This is a genomic window from Paenibacillus sp. V4I7, assembly GCF_030817275.1.
Lineage (GTDB): Bacteria > Bacillota > Bacilli > Paenibacillales > NBRC-103111 > Paenibacillus_E.
This window is the reverse complement of sequence record NZ_JAUSZD010000002.1, coordinates 6,517,568-6,539,376: the sequence shown is the minus strand read 5'-3', so window position 1 is coordinate 6,539,376 and position 21,809 is coordinate 6,517,568. Positions and strand designations below refer to the sequence as shown.

General features: G+C 48.5%; 18 protein-coding genes. All 18 read left to right on the top strand.

What is annotated here, in order from left to right:
- The first annotated feature begins 11 nt into the window (after nucleotides 1-11).
- Nucleotides 12-1,736 (top strand): methyl-accepting chemotaxis protein, encoded by a 1,725-nt coding sequence (locus QFZ80_RS30635; RefSeq protein ID WP_307562483.1) that lies wholly within the window; start codon nucleotides 12-14, stop codon nucleotides 1,734-1,736.
- A gap of 38 nt (nucleotides 1,737-1,774) precedes the next feature.
- Nucleotides 1,775-2,791 (top strand): substrate-binding domain-containing protein, encoded by a 1,017-nt coding sequence (locus QFZ80_RS30630; protein ID WP_307551900.1) that lies wholly within the window; start codon nucleotides 1,775-1,777, stop codon nucleotides 2,789-2,791.
- Between the two features lie 31 nt (nucleotides 2,792-2,822).
- A complete protein-coding gene (locus QFZ80_RS30625) occupies nucleotides 2,823-4,685 on the top strand; it encodes a cache domain-containing sensor histidine kinase (protein ID WP_307551902.1) in 1,863 nt (620 codons plus the stop codon).
- Complete coding sequence (locus tag QFZ80_RS30620; protein WP_307562482.1) at nucleotides 4,682-4,954, top strand: response regulator; 273 nt, start codon at nucleotides 4,682-4,684, stop codon at nucleotides 4,952-4,954. The genes QFZ80_RS30625 and QFZ80_RS30620 overlap by 4 nt, the downstream gene beginning before the upstream one ends.
- Nucleotides 4,955-4,985: 31 nt before the next feature.
- Nucleotides 4,986-5,900 (top strand): response regulator transcription factor, encoded by a 915-nt coding sequence (locus QFZ80_RS30615; RefSeq protein ID WP_307562480.1) that lies wholly within the window; start codon nucleotides 4,986-4,988, stop codon nucleotides 5,898-5,900.
- Nucleotides 5,901-6,162: 262 nt separating this feature from the next.
- The gene (pucL, locus tag QFZ80_RS30610) at nucleotides 6,163-7,632 is read left to right on the top strand and encodes a factor-independent urate hydroxylase (RefSeq protein WP_307562478.1); all 1,470 of its coding nucleotides are present in this window, start codon (nucleotides 6,163-6,165) and stop codon (nucleotides 7,630-7,632) included.
- Nucleotides 7,629-7,985, top strand: coding sequence for a hydroxyisourate hydrolase (uraH, locus tag QFZ80_RS30605; protein WP_307562476.1), 357 nt, complete (start codon nucleotides 7,629-7,631; stop codon nucleotides 7,983-7,985). Before pucL ends, uraH begins: the two co-directional genes overlap by 4 nt.
- 46 nt (nucleotides 7,986-8,031) lie before the next feature.
- Nucleotides 8,032-9,426, top strand: coding sequence for an allantoinase (locus QFZ80_RS30600; RefSeq protein WP_307562474.1), 1,395 nt, complete (start codon nucleotides 8,032-8,034; stop codon nucleotides 9,424-9,426).
- A gap of 1 nt (nucleotide 9,427) precedes the next feature.
- Complete coding sequence (locus QFZ80_RS30595) at nucleotides 9,428-10,708, top strand: Zn-dependent hydrolase (protein ID WP_307564276.1); 1,281 nt, start codon at nucleotides 9,428-9,430, stop codon at nucleotides 10,706-10,708.
- Nucleotides 10,695-11,939, top strand: a complete 1,245-nt coding sequence (locus QFZ80_RS30590; protein ID WP_307551912.1) for a pyridoxal-phosphate-dependent aminotransferase family protein — start codon at nucleotides 10,695-10,697, stop codon at nucleotides 11,937-11,939. Before QFZ80_RS30595 ends, QFZ80_RS30590 begins: the two co-directional genes overlap by 14 nt.
- Nucleotides 11,933-13,528, top strand: coding sequence for a gamma-glutamyltransferase (gene ggt, locus QFZ80_RS30585; protein WP_307562471.1), 1,596 nt, complete (start codon nucleotides 11,933-11,935; stop codon nucleotides 13,526-13,528). The genes QFZ80_RS30590 and ggt overlap by 7 nt, the downstream gene beginning before the upstream one ends.
- A gap of 34 nt (nucleotides 13,529-13,562) precedes the next feature.
- A complete protein-coding gene (locus QFZ80_RS30580) occupies nucleotides 13,563-14,552 on the top strand; it encodes an XdhC family protein (protein WP_307562469.1) in 990 nt (329 codons plus the stop codon).
- A complete protein-coding gene (locus QFZ80_RS30575; protein WP_307562468.1) occupies nucleotides 14,546-15,193 on the top strand; it encodes a nucleotidyltransferase family protein in 648 nt (215 codons plus the stop codon). Before QFZ80_RS30580 ends, QFZ80_RS30575 begins: the two co-directional genes overlap by 7 nt.
- 682 nt (nucleotides 15,194-15,875) lie before the next feature.
- Nucleotides 15,876-16,790 carry an FAD binding domain-containing protein gene (locus tag QFZ80_RS30570; protein WP_307562466.1) on the top strand — a complete coding sequence of 305 codons (915 nt, stop codon included), beginning with the start codon at nucleotides 15,876-15,878 and terminating at the stop codon, nucleotides 16,788-16,790.
- Complete coding sequence (pucD, locus tag QFZ80_RS30565; RefSeq protein ID WP_307562465.1) at nucleotides 16,774-19,137, top strand: xanthine dehydrogenase subunit D; 2,364 nt, start codon at nucleotides 16,774-16,776, stop codon at nucleotides 19,135-19,137. Before QFZ80_RS30570 ends, pucD begins: the two co-directional genes overlap by 17 nt.
- Entirely contained in the window at nucleotides 19,130-19,627 is a 498-nt protein-coding gene (locus QFZ80_RS30560) for a (2Fe-2S)-binding protein (protein ID WP_307562463.1), read from the top strand. Before pucD ends, QFZ80_RS30560 begins: the two co-directional genes overlap by 8 nt.
- On the top strand, nucleotides 19,624-20,769 hold the full coding sequence (locus QFZ80_RS30555; RefSeq protein WP_307551927.1) for a BMP family ABC transporter substrate-binding protein: 1,146 nt from the start codon (nucleotides 19,624-19,626) through the stop codon (nucleotides 20,767-20,769). Before QFZ80_RS30560 ends, QFZ80_RS30555 begins: the two co-directional genes overlap by 4 nt.
- Before the next feature lie 21 nt (nucleotides 20,770-20,790).
- Nucleotides 20,791-21,768, top strand: a complete 978-nt coding sequence (locus QFZ80_RS30550) for an aromatic ring-hydroxylating oxygenase subunit alpha (RefSeq protein WP_307551928.1) — start codon at nucleotides 20,791-20,793, stop codon at nucleotides 21,766-21,768.
- Nucleotides 21,769-21,809: the final 41 nt, after the last annotated feature.

Sequence of the window (21,809 nt, the reverse complement as noted above, 5' to 3'; positions counted from 1 at the left end):
GTGGGGGATAAATGATGAGTAAACGTATGACATGGCTAAGAAGCAATCCCTTCAAGGTGCTCTCTCTTTCTTTGCGTTCAAAGCTTATGATAGCCTTTGTGGTTATCGCTTTATTGGTCGCAGTGACTAGCGGATTATCTTACTATTTTCTGAAAAAAATCAATCTATCTTATGTGAATTTGTTAAATCATAATGCCATGATTCTGCAGCTTGCTTCGGATATCCAATACCAAACACAATTGCAGTATAGCCTTATGTCCAGCTATGTCATTGATCCTTCTCCGGAGAAAGTTCAATCTGTTCTCGAAAGTAATCAGAAGCTTTCAACTTTGGTGCAAGACATCAAGGGTATCGACGAGAATGCGGAAGATCAAACTTACTTTAAGGTAATGGGTGAGTCTATCGAGACGATTGCCGGATTGGTGCATGATCTTGAGAAGACGAAATCCAGTTTTCAAAGGACCGTACCCCTCACTCAAAATTTAACCAAGCTTGCTGAGAAGATTCAGAAAAAGCAAAAGAGCATCATGGAATTGAGGAAAGTGGAAAATGGCAATATGATGGATCAAACCATTTACAAGCTCATATGGGTAAGCATCACGGCTTTAGTGATCGCGTTAGCCATAGGATGGATGGTGTCCAGAATGATTATCGCCCCTCTTAGGATGATTGTTAAAGCGGCGAGAGATATAGCTTCTTGTGATTTAACGGGCCGAGATATTAGAGTCCGCAGCCGCGATGAGCTTCATGACTTGGCGGAGGCTTTCAATCAAATGAAAGGCAATTTGTTTAAAATCATTAGCCAGGTTGACTATCATGCAAAGCATGTATCGGCAGCAGCGGAAGAGCTCAGCGGCAACTCCGAGCACTTGAGCCAAGCGTCGGAGCAAATTACGACGGTTGTGCAAGAGATATCCGCAGGTTCGGAATCTCAGGTACAGCAAATGATGACGGGTGTCTCTTTCCTTACGCAGATGGATCATTCCGTATTGCAAATTGCCAAGATTACGGAATTAACGAATGAAACGTCGTCTCACGCATTGGCAGCTGTTAGTAGGGGGACGGATTCTATCGATTTATCCATTAGCCAAATGAACGCCATTTATTATAAAATGAAAGTGCTTTCGGAATCCGTACAGCGCTTAGGAACTCACGTTATGCATGTCCTCGCGGCGAACGATCTTATTGCCAATATTTCCAGGCAAACCAATTTGCTTGCACTTAACGCATCGATTGAAGCGGCTAGAGCAGGTGAAGCAGGCAAGGGCTTCGCGGTTGTTGCGCAAGAAGTTCGTCATTTATCTAAGCAAACAACAGAGGCTGCAGATGAAGTAGCGAGATTGGTGAATGCTATTCAAGAGGAAATGGTTGATGTCGTACATTCCTGTGAGGCAGGTTCACAAGAGGTGAGCACAGGGATTTCAGTTGTAAATGAAGCGAACGTGGCGTTTGAACGAATAAAAAAAGAAATCGAAGAGGTTAGCGAGCAAATTAGCCAAGTATCCCTGCAATCCGCTGACATTTCTCAGAAGTCGCAAACGGCTCTAGAGGTTCTTCGTTCGATAGAAGTAGTGGCCAAGCATACAGCTTCAGGTACGAGAGATGTGTCCATTAACATGGAAGAGCAATTAGGGAGCATGGAAGAAATCGTTTCTTCTGCTAACATTTTAAGCGGGATGGCGGAAGAATTAGATGAATTAATTGGTAGATTTCAATTAAGATCGAATGTCATATAGGGCTCATCTGCCTGAAAAAGGTTATAGGAGGAACAAGTATGAAAAAGCTGTTGATGGTGTATGCGATACTAATCGCAACTTTTTTGCTTTTCCTTTATTTTTATCAATACAGGGAGCCTACGGATCAATCGCTTAAGCAAATGAATCGTGGTCTCCAAGGAAAAATCGAAGAGAAGTATGTGATGGTCAACTTCCAGTCCGGCATTGATTATTGGAAAAGTTGTCTCAAAGGCTTCGAAGATGCCGCGAAGCTATTGAATGTTTCCGTTGAGTACCGGGGTGCTACACAGTACGATGTCTACGAAGAGATAACCGTATTGGAACAGGTAATCGCTAAGAAGCCGGCAGGTATTGCGGTCTCGGCGATCAATCCAAACGCACTGGTTGTGACCATTAATAAAGCTGTCGAAGCAGGCATACCTGTCGTATTATTCGATTCTGGCGCACCTAAGAGTAAAGCTTACTCTTTTCTGGGAACGAATAATTATAATGCTGGCGTAAGCGCAGCTCATAAAATGGCAGAATTGACCGGGACCAATGGTAAGCTTGCGATTATTACACTGCCTAATCAACTGAATCATCAGGATCGAATGGCCGGATTTCAGGATACGATCAGAAGCAGTTACCCAGATCTTCAAATTATTGCGATAGAAGATGGTAAGGGGGATCAATTGGCATCCGAACGGATTGCGGTTAAAGTTCTCAAGGATCATCCGGATTTGAACGGTATATTTGCCACTGAGGCCAATGGCGGTGTGGGTGTAGGTAATGCAGTGAAAGGCTTGAATCGGCTTTCTCGAGTGAAAATTATTGGATTTGATACGGATAAAGGGACGCTCGATATGGTAAAGAACGAGACGATTTCGGCAACGCTTGCGCAAGGTACCTGGAATATGGGGTATTGGTCGCTGATGCATTTGCTCCATCTTCAAAAGGAGGCCCAGAAATCGCATTTACCTCTGCAAAATGCCAAGGAGCCGCTTGTTCCTACCTATGTGGATACGGGAATTACAATCGTAACGAAAGAAAATGTCGATATCTATTATGCCAAATGACAGCTTAGAGGCGAATGATGAGGTGAAGCGCATGAAGATGTTCAAATGGATTACACTGAATAACTGGCCAATCCGTTATAAGTTAATCATGCACTTCTTACTAATTAGCATTTTGCCTGCTATTTGTTTGGGTATTCTGATCGCGTTAGCGACAGATCGGATTATCGAAAAACAGGTTAATGAGCATACGTCTCAATTAATCGGAAATGTGAATAAATCGCTTGAAGCTTATGCGGGGAATTTGCAGAATATTACCTATTTCACTTCCTTTAACCCACAAGTGAAGCGGTTTCTAAGTGGTGAGCCCGCCATCCAACCCTCAGAAGCCTACGATATGCGGATATTCCTTCAAGGATTTACAACCCTGTACTCGGAAGTGGCGGGTATCTTGGTGGTGAATGCAAAGGGGGATTACATCAGTAACGAAATGTATGCCAGAACAACCCGGAGTCTAACCGAAGAAGGTTGGTATAAGGAAGCTGTTGATCATAAGGGGATATTCAGTATCGTGGGTCATCCCTCTGGAAGAAATGTCACCACGCACGTTGACTATAAGGATGAGGATATTGTCTCTGTGGTCAGAGCGATTCTGGATCCCGAAACCCAAGCGGTTAAAGGTGTCATCTTAATTGATTTAAAGCTTAGAGTCATCGCAGAAACCGTGCAGGACGTAAGTTTAGGGAAATCGGGCTACTTGATGGTCATTGATGATAAAGGTGAAAGTATCTATACACCGGAGCATCCCTTTGTGAGCAAGTTTCAGCGAAGTTGGATTGATGAGAATCCCGCGGGTACATTTTCAAAAACGATCGATGGCACCTATATGCAGTTCATTTATCGGAAATCCGCTTTTACGAATTGGACGACGGTGGGGGTATTTTCAACGCAAGAGTCGGTTCGAGAGGTCAGAGAAATCCGCCTTTATTTGATCATGTTTGTTTTCGTTGTATGCTTGCTCGGTATTGCGGCTTCCTATTATTTATCCTACACCATCTCTTTCCCCATTTGGCAGCTAACGTCATTCATGAGAAGAGCAGAGGATGGTAATCTATCTATACGTTTCAAGGACAAAAGAACAGATGAAGTGGGCATGCTGGGGCGAAGCTTCAACCATATGCTGATGCAAATTACGAAGCTGATCGGTTTGGTCGAAAAGGAGCAGCGGCAGAAGAGGGAAGCGGAACTGCGAAGTCTGCAAGCGCAAATTAAGCCGCATTTTTTATACAACACACTCGATACGATTCTATGGTTAGCTCGTAAAAGCGGGGCGCATGAAGTGACAGAAGTAGTCGATTCCCTATCGAGACTATTTCGAATTGGTCTTAGCAAGGGGAATGAGGTCATTTCGCTTATGGAAGAATTCGAGCACGTGAAGAGCTATCTCATCATTCAAAAAACAAGGTACAAGGAAAAATTGAATTATTCCATTGTCATTGACCCTTCGCTCCATCAGCTTTATGTGCTCAAGTTGATTCTTCAACCGATTGTCGAGAATGCTATCTATCATGGGATTAAAGAGCGCCGTGGACCTGGTAATATCGACATACACGCTCGGAATGAGAATGAAAGAGTGGTTATCACCATTCGCGATAACGGAGCTGGAATGTCCGAGGAAAAGCTGGAACGCTTAAGACGAACCTTGGAAGCTGCTGCTTCTAAATCGAATCCGGCAGCAAGTGAATATAAGCAGGATACGCCGCATGTAAGCGAGCAGGAATCATCATTTATAGTAACAAATCCTCAATCGGGTGAGGGGTATGGATTAACGAATGTACATGAACGAATTGTGATCAGCTTCGGAGATGCTTATGGGGTATCCATTGAAAGCATAAGGGGAGAGGGAACAACCGTAACGATTACACATCCTGTGTTAAAAAGAGAGGTGTCCGTATGATCGTAAGTCCGCCCTGGAAAGTATTGATTGCAGATGATGAATCGATCATACGCGAAGGAATACTAAGTTCATTGAATTGGCAGCAGCTTGGCCTGGAGGTTGTGGCAGAGGCTGAGGACGGTGAAGAGGCCTTAGAGCTGGCACGTAAGCATAGTGTTCATATCCTGCTTGTTGATCTCAATATGCCCATAATGAACGGTATGTCATTGATCAAACATATGCGTGAGGAGCTGCCGGATTGCAAGATCATCATCATAAACCGGACATGATGAGTTTACCTATGCACAAGCAGCCATTCGTATGAATGTGGACGATTATATCCTCAAACCAGTGAATCCCGCGCAGCTTGCCGATGTTCTAACCAAAATAACGAAGCAGATGGCTTCTTCCTTAGAGAAAGAGGAGCATTTGCAAATGGCTTCCAAACAGATCGAAAGGAACTTCTCGCTATTAAGAGAACGCTTCTGCCTGGAATGGATGGATGGGGGACTTAGTGAGGTTGAGATTAGAGAGCAGCTTGCGTTTCTCAAAATACCCGATCGAGCGCCGAGTACGCTAGGCGTTATTCAATGGTCCGGGAATTCAAGAGGTAAGGAGCTTTTATCAGAAAGAGACCGTCAGCTATACTTGTTTGCCATTGAGAATATCGTTGAAGAGCTGTTATCTCCCTACACGCTGGTCAAATTTCGAGATCATTTGGGGATGCTGGTTGTATTATTATGGGATCCGGTGCCAGCCGATGCTATCGAGAAAATGGATGCAGCTGTGCAAACGTATTTGAAAATAACCTTAGCTTCTCAATTCCTGACGGGCATAGAAGGCGTTACAGGTGTTTCTAACATGTACCAGCAAGCGAGAACTTCCTTATATAAAGAAGCCCATCTGTCTCCTTTTGTTCGTCTGGCGAAGGATTTCATTGCACAGAGATATAGCAACCCTGAGATAACGTTGGAAATGATCGCCAATGAAATGAAGGTATCACCTGTCTATTTGGGAAGAATATTTAAACAAGAATTAGGTATTCCTTTTGTTAATTTACTTACTCATACGCGAATTAAACATGCAATTCATTACTTGAGCACAACGGATATGACGATTATTGAGATTTCCGAAAAAGTAGGCTATGACTCCCAGCATTATTTCAGTACAGCATTTAAAAAAGTAGTAGGCATAGCGCCTAATCAGTACCGCAAAGAAGGAACCATGCATTCGTAATCGCCAAGTAATGATAACAATCATACACCTCAGCTGAAAATGGTCAAATGGAAGCGTTAAGCTGCCCTATGAACCAAAGAGCCGAGGTGTATTTTTTTGCATGATGATATGAAAAGGTGCAAGCTCACAAAAAAAGTTACTGATGTTATGAAAGTTTACAAACTTTATTCATATAAATTGACCATGATACACAGCGGATTTACAATGAAACAAATCTTGATAATGAATGGTTAGATTTTCATAAAAATAGAGGTGACGAGTAGTGAAGCTGACGCTGCATAAAGTGAATGAATTGAATCAGGAAGATTTCATCGATATGTTCGGCCCTCTATTTGAACACTCACCTTGGGTGGCAGAGCGGGCATGGATCTCGCAGCCTTTTGCAACGGAGCAGGAGTTGATCAGTGCTTTGGAACGAGAGGTTTGGCGTGCTGATCGGATGGAGCAGCTAGCATTGCTTAGAGCGCATCCAGATTTAGGGACGCGAGTGCGGATGACCGATCATTCTGTTCAGGAGCAGTCCGGGGCCGGTTTGAACCAATTAACAGCTGAAGAATATGAGCAATTTCTAGCCTACAACAAGCAGTATACGGATGCCTTTGAATTTCCTTTTATAATGGCGGTCAAAGGCCAGACCAAAGAGACCATTCGAGAAGCGATTCGCACTCGGATACACCGAGATAAGGAAGAAGAGCTGGGGAAAGCATTGCAGGAGGTTTGTAAAATTGGGCGGTTTCGCCTAGAAGCTGTGTTAATCAATGAAGCGGAGGCGAAAGCGATGAAACAAGCGAACGGATCAGAGAGAATCATGTATTACGGCAAAGGTGATGTATGGGTATATCGTTCCTATGCGAAGCCGCTGACGAATCTGACGTTAATACCGGAATCGGGTTTCACCGGACGAGATAATGTGTTGTTCGGAATGAATATCAAAGTGGCGGTTAGCGGTGAGAAGTTCTTCACTTCTTTTACCGAAGGGGACAACTCGATGGTTGTTGCTACGGATTCGATGAAAAATTTCATTCTGCGCAAAGCCGGAGAATATGAAGGCGCTACAGCTGAAGGGTTTCTGGAGTTCACCGGCCGCCGCTTCCTAGAGACGTACCCACAAATGACGGGTGTGAGGATGACAGCAGATCAAGTTTCTTTTGAAGTGCTGCCTGTTCCTGGGGTAAAAGGATTCGCCGGCAGTGATCTGGTTTACCGTTATTCGCAAAATGAACATCCGACCGCACTGGTTGAAGTCGTGCGCATGGATGAGGGGATTGCTGTAGTGGAACATGCGGGCGGCATCGCTGATTTGAAGCTGATTAAAGTAAAAGGAAGTTCCTTCGCGGGCTTCGTTCGAGATGAGTATACGACGCTTCCGGAATCTTTTGACCGTCCTTTATTTATTTTCTTAGATATTGCTTGGAGTTATGAAGAAGTGGCGGATGCCCTAGACTCTGACCTCGGACGCTATGTGGCTGCTGAGCAAATTCGTGATATTGCGCATACCGTATTCCATGAGCAGCATTCACCGTCGATCCAAAATCTTATTTATCGAATTGGGCAGCGCTCGCTCATTCGTTTCCCTCAATTAAAAGAAATTCGTTTTGAATCTAATAATCGTACGTGGGAAACGATTTTGGAGCAAGCATCCGTTGGTGAGGGCAAGGTGTTTACAGAGCCTAGACCGCCTTATGGTTTCCAAGGCTTTTCCATGACAAAGAGTGACCTGGAGGGCCTATGAGCGCTGGTTTAACATCGCACGTACTGGATATTAGCAGTGGACGACCGGCTAGTGGAGTGAGGATTGATTTGTTTCGCCTCCAAGACGGGCGCTCAGAACTGCTTCGCTCGGAGGTTACGAATGAGGATGGTCGCCTTCAGGGGCCAATGCTTAGTGAGGATGATTTGACACCGGGAGTTTACGAGCTGGTCTTTCATATAGGTGATTATTTCAGAAGAATCTCGACTAACCTTGCAGAGCCAGCGTTTCTGGATCAAGTACCGGTTCGTTTTGGTATATCGACTCAAGATGCTCATTATCATGTGCCGCTGCTAATCGCACCATGGGGATATAACACATATCGAGGAAGTTAACGCTGACAGGATGGCTGAGCATGAATGACTCCGAGGGAGGATTCGTATGACTAATCAATTTGACCTCGTAATTCGGAAAGGTACTGTAGTCCTGAGAGATGAAGTACGCCAGTTAGACATCGGTATTCAAGGTGGCAAAATTGCTGCGCTAGGCGAAAACCTCGTATACTCGGAGGATACACCTGTCTATGATGCAGAGCATTTGCACATTATGCCGGGGATGGTTGACGCACATGTTCATTTCAATGAACCAGCACTTGGTCACTGGGAAGGGTTTGCTACCGGATCCGCGGCGCTTGCGGCTGGCGGATGCACGACCTATATCGACATGCCGCTGAATGGCGTGCCTCCCACCGTTCGCTTGAGCGCACTTGAACGCAAGCTGGCAGCAGCTGAAGGCGAATCTGTAGTGGATTATGCCCTGTGGGGCGGACTTGTTCCCGGCAATGTGGGCAATCTTCAAGAGCTGGCGGAAGCTGGCGTCATTGGATTTAAGGCGTTCATGTCTTGTCCTGGCGGAGAAGGGGAAGATATTTTCGTTGAGGTGGACGACCTGACTCTTTACGAAGGGATGAAGGAAATTTCCCGCTTGGGGCTAGTGCTTGCACTTCATGCCGAAAGCGAGGAGATCGTATCCAAGCTGGCTGCGCAAGCACTTGCGGAAGGCAGACGCGGGGCGCTCAACTTCGTTGCGACGAGACCGATTGCAGCTGAGCTTGAGGCGGTGAACCGCGCACTGTTCTACGCTGAGCAAACGGGCTGCAAGCTGCACTTCGTGCATATCAGCAGCGTTGAAGCTGTGCAGGCCATCACGGAGGCGAAGGCTAAAGGGCTGGACGTCACGGTAGAAACGTGCCCGCATTACTTAGTGCTTACTAGCGCCGATTTGGAGCGGCTTGGTGCGGTTGCCAAGTGTGCGCCTCCGCTGCGCACATCGGAAGATCAAGCTCGGCTGTGGGCGGCGCTGGCAGATGGGCAATTGGACATTCTCGCCTCAGATCATTCGCCATGCCCTACTCATATGAAGGAAGGGGATTTCTTCGAGGCGTGGGGCGGGATATCCGGCGCACAAAGCTCGCTGGAGCTTATGCTGGACGAAGGCTACCTACGCAGAGAGGTGCCGCTGCCTATGTTGTCGCGGATGCTATCCCTTGAGCCAGCCAAGCGGTTTGGCCTGCATCCCCGCAAAGGTGAAATCGCTTTAGGCGCGGATGCTGATTTAGCTCTAGTGGATATGAAGCTGGGCTACTCTCTTCAGGAGAGTGATTTGCTTTACCGCCATAAACATAGCCCTTATGTAGGGAAAGCGTTCGGATGTCGGGTGAAGGCGACCTTCTTACGAGGTGCTAAGGTGTATGAGCTTGGTGTAGGGGTAGAGGAGAAAGCAGACGGGATTTGGATGCCCCACGCAGCAGTGATCGGGGGTGAGGAAGGTGGCTAAAATGACACCGAACTCGCTGGATTTGCTGTCAAAATACGCAGAGCAGATGCTGGAAGTACTGGAGTGGCTTTCCTCTTATGGGGCTGACCCAGACGGAGGAGTCACTCGTTTGCTATATACGGAGCCATGGCTGCAGGCGCAGCAGGCTCTTACCCGGAAAATGCACAAGTTGGGGCTAGAAGCTGGCTTCGATGCCGTTGGTAATGTATTTGGAAAACTGCAAGGGAGTAACCTTGCTTTGAAGTCGGTTCTCACAGGTTCTCATATAGACACGGTGAAAAACGGCGGTAAATACGATGGGGCTTACGGTGTAGTTGCCTCCATGATGGCACTTGGTTATTTGAAGTCGGTTTATGGGACTCCGAAACGAACACTTGAAGTGGTTTCATTTTGTGAGGAAGAGGGAAGTCGCTTCCCGCCCGCTTATTGGGGCTCTGGTCATGTGACCGGTGTGAAGTCGCTGACGGGAGCTTCGGGGATTGCTGATCTTGAAGGTGTGACTCTGCTTGGGGCAATGCAGCAAGCTGGCTTCGACACTGCAAGTGTAGGTGAACACCCTGCAAAGCGCGAAGATATAGGAGCGTATATTGAGATTCATATCGAACAAGGCTCTGTTCTGGAGTATAAGCAGAAACAGATCGGTGTAGTAACAGCAATCGTTGGTCAAATTAGGTTGACGGTAGTGGTAAAGGGCACATCAAATCATGCCGGTACGACCCCGATGACAATGCGAAAAGATGCTCTTGCAGGAGCTTCAGAAATGGTGGCTCTGACAGAACGGATGGCGCTGGATCAGGGTGAACCGCTTGTTGCTACCGTTGGGCGTTTGGAAGTGAAGCGGGGAACATCGAATGTGGTACCGGGGGAAGTTGAATTTACGCTGGATATTCGGCATACTGACGAGTGGAAGATGGATGCTTTTCGTGCGAGATTGCTAGCTGAGTTTGAAGTAATCGCGAAGCGAAGAGATCTTCAAATAGATACGACGCTAAATTTACATGCTTCGCCTGTAGCTATGCATGAAGGGATTTCGGCAGAAATTGAAGCTGCCTGTGATACCCATAGGTTCGAGAGTATGCGGCTGCCTAGCGGGGCAGGGCATGATGCGCAGTTGTTCGGGTCGATATGTCCGACAGCGATGATCTTCGTTCCAAGCCGCGCGGGCATTAGCCACAGTCCTGATGAGTTTACGGAACCGGCCGAACTGGTCGCTGGGTTCCAAGTACTGGTGCATGTGTTATACCAATATGGCTATGGGGGGAAAGTAGATGAAATCTTATAAAGACTTGTCGCCCTCGCTGCGAACGATAATGACCCCAGGACCTGTTGAGGTCGACCCGCGGGTACTGCGGGCGATGTCTTATCCGATTCTGGGACAGTTCGATCCTGAATTCACCGAACTGATGAATGAGACGATGGAAATGCTTCGTGATGTATTTCAAACAAAAAATCAATGGGCTTTTCCAATAGATGGCACCTCGCGTTCGGGCATTGAGGCTGTTCTAGTAAGTGTGATTGAGCCGGGGGACAAGGTGCTTGTTCCTATTTATGGGCGCTTTGGCCATCTGCTTGTGGAAATCTCAGAGCGCTGCGGTGCAGAGGTCGTCCTGCTGGAGAGAGAATGGGGAACGGTGTTCGATCCAGAGGAAATCATCGCTGCCATACACCGCGAAAAGCCGAGCATTGTTGCGATCGTTCACGGCGAAACATCTACGGGTTGTATCCAACCGTTTGATGGCATCGGTGCTGCTTGCCGCCAAGTGGATGCACTGCTTGTTGTTGATGCCGTCGCTACGATTGGCGGAGTTCCGGTTAAGACAGACGAGTGGCAGCTCGATGCTGTTATCGGCGGGACGCAAAAGTGTTTATCCGTCCCATCCGGCATGTCGCCAATTACGTATAACGAGCGTGTTGAAGCCAAGGTAATGCGGCGCAAAACGATTGAGCGGGGACTGCGTGAGAAAGGTTCGGCAGTATCGGCTGGGAAGCCAGTTTCGAGCAACTATTTCGACCTCGGCCAGCTTCAGGACTACTGGAGTCCGAAACGGCTCAATCATCATACGGAGGCAACCTCGATGTTGTACGCTTTGCGCGAGGGCTTGCGACTTGTCCTGCAGGAAGGCCTAGAAAATCGATACCGTCGTCATCAGCGTCATGAGGCTGCGTTAGTTGCAGGCCTTCAGGCAATGGGGTTATCGCTGTACGGGAATCCTGAATGTAAGTTAACGGTTGTGACCTGCATCCATATTCCAGATGGAATCGCTGGTGAATCTGTGCGTTCGATGTTGTTAAACAGTTTCGGCATTGAAATCGCCAGTTCTTTCGGACCTCTGAAGGGTCAAATTTGGCGAATCGGTACGATGGGCTTTAGCTGTAATCAGAAAAACGTGCTCCACGTGCTTGGTGCACTGGAGGCGGTTCTCCTATGGCACGGCGCCGATATTACAGTCGGTAAGGCTTTGCAAGCAGCGTTAACGTTATATGCTCGTAATGAGGAGGAGCTGCCATGTTAAATATCATGCCGCGAGCCGAGCGCGCCATGATTGCTACGCCTCATTATTTGGCTAGCAGTGTGGGAAGTGCCATTTTGCAGCAGGGAGGCAATGCGTTTGATAGCGCGATTGCGATCAGTGCGACACTTGGAGTCGTCTACCCGCATATGACGGGGCTTGGCGGGGACGCCTTTTTCCTCATGCACGATGCTGCGACGGGCACCTTTACGGGCTTTAATGGAAGCGGGAAGTCAGCTGCGCAGGCTACGCTTGATTTTTACAAGGATAAAGGGTTACATGCGATTCCCCAAAGAGGAATTCTAAGCGCGATAACCGTTCCGGGAATGGTCGATGCCTGGTGGCAAGTATGGGAGAAGTACGGGAAGCTGCCGTGGGAGAAGCTGCTCGATCCGGCGATTGCTTATGCGGAAAAGGGTTTTCCTATCTCGCGTAATCTGCTTTTTTGGATGCGTAAGGACGAGGCTTTCATTCGGGCTTCTGAGAAGCTGAGTGCCTTATATATGGCGGGCGGCGAGCTTTTGAAGGAAGGGGATCGTCTTGTTCAGAAAGACATGGCCCAAACGTTACGTTTAGTTCAACGTGAAGGTAGGAATGCCTTTTATAAGGGTTCGTTGATGCAAACAGTTGTTGACAGCATTCAGCGGGATGGTGGATTGCTGCTGGAAGATGATTTCCGTACTTACTCGGGAGAATGGGTGGAATTGCTTTCGACAACCTACCGTGGGTATGAAATTTATCAAATGCCGCCGAATTCACAAGGATTCACAGCGCTAATGATGATGAATATGCTGGAAAATATAGAGGTTAGTGCGGTTCCGCGGGCCTCCGCGAATTTTTATCATCTGATGTCCGAAGTGATCAAAAAGGCATTCAAAGACCGAGATCTTTACTTGACGGATCCCCATTTTCGGGAAATTCCGCTGGAGCGTCTGATTTCTAAAGCCTACGCTGCGGAGCTCTGGAATGAGATTCAAGCAGAGCCGCTCAAGGTGAGTGAACACTTGTCACCAGCGATTGGGCAGGATACGGCCTATGCGGCTGTTGTTGATGATGAAGGGAATTCGGTTTCGTTTATCCAAAGCTTATATTTCGACTTCGGTGCTGCTTATGTACCAGGCGATACGGGCATTATTATGCAAAATCGAGGTTCTTTTTTCTCACTGGATCCCGCATGCGCGAACGTTCTAGAGCCGAATAAAAGGTCATTTCATACCTTAATGCCTGCCATGGTGAGCAAAGAGGGGAAGCCTTTCATGCTTTTCGGTACGCAGGGTGGAGAAGGTCAGCCGCAAACACAGCTTTCCATACTGACAGGCGTCTTGGATTATGGTTTGTCCATTCAAGAAGCTATCTCGCTACCGCGTTGGGTATACGGCCGTACGTGGGGGGAAGATGGCGATGCATTGAAGCTCGAGCACCGTCTGGATGGCGAGGTATATGCACGTTTGAAAAGGTGGGGACATCGTGTTGAGCCTGTGAACCCTTGGGATGGGATTATGGGGCAAGCGCAGGGCATTGTGATTGATGAGAAAGGCTTCATGAGCGGTGCTGCGGACCCTCGCGGTGACGGTTTAGCCATTGGATGGTAGGACGATAAATCCATAAAGCGAGGTGCGATGAGTGATGGAGGCTTATGACATTTTGCAAGCGGTGGAGAGTAGTGCGCAGGCGCGTGTATTAGCGACGGTTATTCATGTGGAAGGCCATGCTTATCGCAAACAAGGGGCAGTTATGCTGCTGATGGCGGATGAAAGCTCGCTAGGCAGTATTTCTCCCGGCTGCTTGGAAGCGGATCTATCCGCATACGTACCTGCTGTATGGGAGTCGCAAAAGCCGCAAATGGTGGAATACGACATGAGACCGGCAGACGATTTCGGCTGGGGTGAAACGATTGGGTGCGGCGGGTTGATTCGTATCCTGCTGGAGCCTGTTACCGGGGAGCTGCTTGTTAACCTGCTGGTGGTGAAAGCTAGATTGGATCGCGGGGAAGCTGTGCAGCTGCTGCGTACATTCTTGGATGGGTATTCGAATATAACCTATACGTTATGTGATCCTGACGAGGGCATGTCTTCAGACCGACACTCTGTATATGCCTCACTATTTACGCCGAAGCCTAGGGTAATTGTGTTTGGTGCGAATCAAGATACGATTCCGCTAGCCCAAATGGCGGTAAGTGTTGGGTTTCGCGTGGTGGTAGCGGATTGGCGGGAAGCTTTCTGCAATGCGGAGCGTTTTCCGGAATCGGAGACGGTCGTGGCTTTTCCAGAGCAATTGGTGGAACAACTAAAGCTGAATGCGCAGGATTATGTCATTGTCATGAGTCACCAGTTTGAGAAGGATGCAGCATTCGTACGAGGAGCTATGGTGTCAAGCCTGCGTTACCTCGGTATCATGGGGTCAAGGGATCGAACGGAGAAGATGCTTGAAGGACTAGAGCGGCCGGATTGGCTGCACTATCCCGTTGGTTTAAACATTGGTTCAGAGGGCCCTGTTGAAAATGCAGTCAGCATAGTAGCTGAATTGATACGTATTAAGCGTGGTGTTCGCACGACTGGAGACTGGGGCTCCTCTGCAGCCATGGGGCAAGATATCCAAAGCTGCCGCCCATGGTGAGCGCTGCGAAGAAGAAGATCATTGGCGTGTACTTGGCGGCAGGCAGCAGCAGACGAATGGGGACAGCGAAGCAGTCACTAGAAATGGCTGAAGGCGTACGGCTTGGCGGGGTTGCTTTGCGGCAAGCCCTTCATTCCGAACTGCATAGTGTGGTTGTGGTCGTGCGTGTTGGGGATCCCTTGGATTGGTTACCGGAAGAAGCTCACATGCATATATTAGTAGGCAGATGTCGTATTGAGATATGTGCAGACGCTGAATACGGGATGGCGCACTCGCTGCGCACAGGGATCAAAGTGGCAGAAGAGATGAGTGCAGAGGGCATCTTAGTCCTGTTGGCGGATCAGCCTTTCGTAGATGGTCAGATGCTATATCGCCTTACGAATACGTTTAATAAGGAATCGGGTTACGATTATATCGCCAGCGGGGATCAGGGGATGCCGAAGCCTCCTGTTATTTTGGGGCGAGGGATGTGGCCGGCAGCGGCTGCTTTGGAAGGGGATGCCGGAGCGCGATCCTTGTTTCACTTGCCAGCGTACCGCGGTCAAATTGTGGAAGAGGAAAACCAGTTAAAATTTATGGATGTTGACACATTGGATCGTTATGAACAGGCTAAAAAAGTATTTTCGCACAAATATATGTGAACTTAAATAACATAAAAGAGGGAATGAGTGCATTATTACTAATAATGCGCTATTTTTTTATACAAAAAAACAAAATGGTGTTAAGTAAGTTGACGCAGTTTTTGAAAATTGTTTATAGTAGATCTAATTTATATGCGGATGGCTTTTTTTGAAACGCAACAGCTTGAAGTAATAATTGAAATGAACTGCCATGTGCAATGCTGAATTATCTACAACAATTCAAACGCCCAAAGGCTATATAGCAACTTGAAGTTGCAGTTTTTACAACATTTTGAACCCATTTGTTCGAAATGGCCTGTATAGGGCAAAATTGTTGTACATTATGCAACAACGAAGGAAAAAAGGTGAGATTTAGGCTGCAATTGTTGCACTTTCTACAACATCATTCAACCGCGATTAGAGATTCACTCATCCAGAAACATCAATTATGCCTATATGACGATTGACCCCGATTTAAGACAACTCCATGTAGAGTAAGATTGGATGAATGAATCGTCTTACATGATTACATCTTCTATTGGAATTATCCAATGTCTTCCAATAAAAATATTCAATAATGATTATGAAGCAAGAGTTCATATGGAAAATACAATAGTAATTAAGAAGTAAGCTTTTTTACGAAAAATGCAGGAATGCTTACGAAGTAAGTTTTTCTAATGAAAAACGCTTAGGAGGGTTGTTCATGTCAGTTCCTTTGTATCAGCTGCCAGAGCAGCAGCCTTCAGTATGGCAGCCTACGAGCGTAGCGGAAGCCATGCGGATGAAGCATAAATGGGGAGATGAATCGGTACTCATTGCTGGGGGCACCTGGCTCCGCACTCGCTGGGAAAACGGACTTTCACCGCTCCCACAGCATCTGATTAGCCTTGGGAATATCTCATCTCTATCGGGATTAAAGGTTGATTCTCTTGGTCACATTCATATAGGGCCAGCTCTTTGTTTAGCAGATTTGATGAAAAATGAGCTGGTAAGGCAAAGATGCGGGCTTCTAGTGCAAGCCTGCGCTGAGATCGCAGCGCCTTCTGTACGGAATTTAGCCTCTATCGGAGGTAACGTAATGTCGCGAACGGGGGACCTCATTCCTGTATTGCTTGTAATGGATGCCCAAATCATTTGCTCGGATGGACAGAATGAACATTCACTGGCGCTGGCGGAGTGGCTGGAAAGTCCGATTTCGTCTCAGAACGAAATAATGACAGGGATCGTAGTACCAACGCCGGCTCAGTTGGAAGAGGAGAGTAAGGTTGAGTTTTATCTAAAGGTGGGACGAAGAGAAGCGTTCACCCCTTCGGTTGTAACGGTAGCTGGAAGGCTGTCTCTAGGAAAGGATAGAACCCTTACTCGTATTGCGTTTGCTGCGGGTGGAGGAAGCGCTGTTCCAGCAAGGTTTAAGGATCTGGAAGCCGCTGCTATGGGTCAGCCTTTATCCAAGGAGCTTCTGAAGTATCTGCATAAAGGAGTGTTCGCAGAATTTGATGCTGTGGCTGATGATTATGCCGGTGTTACTTATCGCAAGCAGACAGCGGCCAATCTCATCGTTTCTGAGTGCTATAAAGCGTGGCAAAAAGGAGGCGGAGCGGATGCTCCTAGGTCGTGATACGTATGCAAAAAAGTGGATTATCCGACCTGACGGTGAAGAGAAGGTAACCGGAAAGCTCCGATATCTCACAGATTTAACAGCACCCGGCATGCTGCATGGGAAGGTGCTTCGCAGCCGTTACCCCCACGCATGGATTCTTTCCATCGATACAAGCAAGGCGATAATGACACCGGGTGTTCGCATCGTGGTAACGGCAGAAGATGTGCCTGGAATGAATTTATTCGGCATTGCCTTCCCGCATCAGCCTGTGTTCTGTCATGATCGCGTTCGTTACATTGGGGACGCTTTGGCGGCGGTAGCAGCGGATACGGAAGAGATCGCTGAATACGCGCTTAGCCTAATCGAGGTTGTTTATGAACCATTGCCTGTTGTAGATGATCCAGAAACGGCGCTAGAAGCGGGTGCGATTAAGCTGCATCCCGATGGCAATCTGCTTCATCGAACCAGCTTGAAGCATGGGGAGGCAGAAACGGCGTTTGAGGGGTGTGCACATATTGTTGAGGAGACGTACTTTACACCTCGTCAAATGCACACCTATATGGAAACGGAAGGCGGCTTATTTGTCCCAGAGGATGATGGCCGATTGACGGTTTACTCGCCGACGCAGCATGGTTACAAGGATCGGATGCAGCTGTCAAGGATTCTAGGGATGGCTGAGGAACAGATTCGGGTAGTATCCAGTCCGATAGGCGGGTCATTCGGCGGTAAGGATGAGCTCAATGTGCAGCCCTTCGGTGCCCTGATGGCATTGAAGACGGGATCTCCGATCAAAATGCACAATTCGCGGCGTGAATCGGTCATATCTGGCATCAAACGGCATCCGATGCGGATTAAGATGAAGACCGGCGCGGATCATGAGGGACGTCTCATCGCGCATCAAGTCAGTATTCTTGCGGATACAGGCGCCTATGCAACTTTGGGTTGTGAGGTCTTGAATTTTGCTACGGAACATGCGATAGGACCTTATAATATCCCGAATGTAGATGTTCAGGGGACGAGTGTATATACGAATAACGGCGTATCCGGTGAGTTTCGGGGCTTTGGCGGCAATCAGGTGATTTTTTCCGTTGAGAGCCAAATCGAGCGGTTAGCAGAGAAGCTCGGTATGGACTCCTGGGAGCTGCGTAAGTTGAACTTGCGCGCTCCAGTTGACCCGGGGCCGATGGGCCAGCAGATTGTGCAAACCGAGGGCGCGAACCAAGTGTGGAGCAAGGTGAAGGAGTCGCCGCTCTGGGCGAAGCGCGGGAAGTTGAAGCGGGGAGGCGAGAGCGAGGAGCAGCAGGATCAAGCGGAGAGGCTGCAGGCTGAAGAGCGGGATGACAAGTGCGAAGATCAAGTCCCATGGATCCGCCGAGGTGTCGGCGCAGCGATGGTGATGCACGGCGCCGGGCTCGGCTTAGGCATCCCGGATCACTCCGGCGGCCGCATCGAGCTTACGCCGGAGGGCAAGATCCAGGCCTCCTTCGGCTTCGAGGAGTTCGGGCAAGGGCTTTACGCAGCGCTGACGTTGATGCTGCAAGACTTTTTCGGCTGCACCGCCGAAGACATCCGCATCGTCATCGGCGATACGGATCGCGTGCCAAGCAGCGGATCCAGCACCGCTTCGCGCGCCACCACGATGATGTGGCGCGCCCTGCAGCAGCTGAAGCCGCCGTTCGTGCAGGCGCTGCTTCAGCAGGCGTCTGCACTCGCCGGCCTTGCAGCCGAAGAGCTGGCAACCGGCGCAGGCGGGATTCATCGCAAGGGCGATGAATCGGGCATGCCGGTTGTGACGTATGCGGAGTTGGCGGAGGCTGCTGATGCAGCAGCCAAGCCAATCATCGCGCATACGGAGTTCGACTATCCGACGACACCGGAAGGGCTGGTCGGAGCTCATTATTTATACTCCTACGCATCCGTCATCGTGGAAGTGGAAGTGAACATGCTGACGGGGCGAGTGAAGGTGCTGCAAACCGATCACGTCATTGCAGCTGGTCCTGTCATTAATCCGATGGGGTTCCTCGGACAGATCGAGGGCGGCAGCGTCATGGCGCTGGGATATACGTTGACCGAGGATGCCGTCATGAAGGAAAGCAATTACGTCCGGCATAATTTGGACACGTACCTAGTTCCAACCTTCAAAGATAGCCCTCATACCATTCGGGTAGAAGCGATCGAAGATTTGCCCGAGGGTGATACATTTGGCCCGCGTGGGGTTGGCGAAATCGGTTCCGTCGGTTTGGCTCCAGCCATTACCGCAGCGGTCCGGCAAGCAACGGGTATTTGGGTGAATCGACTTCCGATTTCACCGGAGAGCATCGTGCAGTCCATCGATTGGTTAGAAGGGGTGGAGGCCATTGATTAATACAACTTATGTGCTTGAATGTTCCATTAACGGTAAGGCTGTCGCGGTATCGGTCCCTGCTTCCAAGCGGATGTCGGATATCCTGCGCGATGACTTGCTTTTGACAGGAACTAAAGTTTCTTGTGAGATTGGACGATGCGGCGCCTGCATGATACTGCTTGATGGTAAACCCGTTAATTCTTGTCTGCTCATGGCTTATCAAGCGGCGGGCAAGGAAGTGACGACTATTGAGGGGATATCGGCGGGGGAAGAGCTGCATCCCGTTCAGCAAGCTATGTTAGAGGAAGGGGGGCTGCAGTGCGGTTATTGTACCGCTGGGATGGTCGTTACGCTAACGGCACTTTGGGAAACGAATCCTACCCCGACTAGGGCGGAGGCCGAAGAGGCACTGTGCGGCAATATATGCCGATGCACGGGCTATGAAGGCATTTTCAGAGCTGTGGAAAAATGTGGTTTGTCGATGAAAAGAGAGGGGCAGAAGCCATTATGACCAAAAAACTAATGTTTTCCTTAACAGCTATCTTACTTATGTTCCTAACCGCTTGCTCCGGACAATCAACTACGACTAGCACCACGACAGCACCTAGTACATCCCCTGCTTCAACCCAAGCTGCAAATATAACGCCACAAGCAGAGAAAAAACTGCCAAGAGTCGCCTTTGTCTATATTGGAACTCCCGGTGATGGAGGATGGACTTACGAGCACGATCAAGGCCGTCTAATGATGGAAAAAGAGTTCGGGATCAAATCCACAGTAGTTGAGAATATTCCTGAAGGTCCTGATGCGGAGCGTGTTTTTGAAGAGTTAGCTCAGAAAAACGATATTATTTTCGGAACGTCTTTTGGTTATATGGACCCGATGTACAATGTAGCTCAAAAGCACCCGAAGGTCACATTCCTACATGCAACTGGCTATAAAACACTGCCTAACCTAGGGACATACATGGGGCGCGAATATCAAAGTGCTTATCTCGTAGGTATGGCGGCCGGTAAAATGACTAAGAACAATCACATGGGTTATGTCGGTGCATTCCCAATTCCAGAAGTTATTTATACCATTAATGCTTTTACACTTGGCGCTCAAAGCGTTAATCCGGATATTGATGTGTCTGTGGTCTGGAGCAATACTTGGTTCGATCCGGCGACAGAGAAGCAAGCTGCGATTTCTTTGCTGGATAAAGGCGTCGACGTTTTGGCTGCGTACCAAGATTCACCTGCAAGTATTCAAGCGGCAGCAGAACGCAAGGTTTGGGGGATCGGAAACGATTCGGATATGGGACGATTTGCGCCTGAGACCTATATTTCGAACCCGAAATGGAACTGGGGACCTTACTATGTACAAACGGTTAAAAGTGTCATGGATGGAACTTGGAAATCCAGCGCGTATTTCGGAACCATGAAAGAAGGCATTACCGATATCGCTCCTCTAGGTAAAAATGTGCCAGCTGACGTCAAGGCTCTTGTGGAGAAGAAGAAGCAGGAAATATTGGCGGGTACCTTCGAAGTTTTCCAAGGACCTATTGTGGATCAAGATGGCAAGATACGTTTTGAACAGGGTAAAAAGATGACGGACGAAGAGATTCTGGGTACAACCTGGTTTGTTAAGGGCATTAAAGGTGTCATTCCGAAATAAGCGCGAGAGGACGTTAGGACGATGGCGATACAAGATATTGCTTTGATGGACGAGTGGCATCCGGTGTTGTTATCGTCAGATCTGATAGATAAACCGGTACCTGTGATCGTATTAGGTGAAAAAGTGGCTGTATTCCGCACCTCGCAAGGCGTCCACGCTTTCAAAGACTTATGCATTCATCGGGGTGTACCGTTATCGCTGGGCAAAGTGAAGGGGGATGAACTCGTCTGTGCTTACCACGGTTGGTCATACAACGGCTGCGGTACATGTACGCGAATTCCGTCTCTGCCCGCTGATCGAGCGATTCCCTCGAAGGCGAAAGCGTTCGTCTACGCATGTGTAGAGGCACACGGTTTCATCTGGGTGAGCTTAGGTACACCGACTAGTTCCCTGCCAAAAGTGAATGCGTTTATCCCTGACGGTTTCAAAGAAGTCATCATGGGACCTTACACCTTGCAGGCTGCAGGACCTCGCATCATAGAGAACTTCCTCGACGTATCCCACTTGATGTTTGTACATGAGGGTTTGCTAGGTGATAGTGAATATGCCGAAATTGGGGATTATCAGGTTTACGAGGAGGAAGGAGTCCTTACTTCAGAGGAAATCGTTGTCTATCAACCCGATCCGGATGGAATGGGGCGCGGCATACATAGCCGATACGTATACGAAGTGTTCGGTCCGCTCAGTGTCGCTTTTACCAAAAGAGATCGCGATACGGATCATATCTTCCGGTTGTTCTTGATGGTGCTGCCGGAAACGGAGCAGATGAGCAAAGCGTTCATGTTGAAGCAGAGGAACTATGCGTATGAGGAACCTGACGAGGTTTTCGTTCAGTTCCAGGATCTGCTCATTGAGCAGGATCGTGAGATGGTCGAAAACCAGAAGCCAGAGCTGCTACCGCTCGATCTTCAGGCGGAGCTGCATCTGAATACAGATCGCTTGAGTATCGCGTACCGCAAGCGGCTTCGGGAACTGGGCGTCACCTTCGGGACGGCTTAGGATTAAATGGAGTGCTGCGGCGCATGGGAGAATAACCGGAG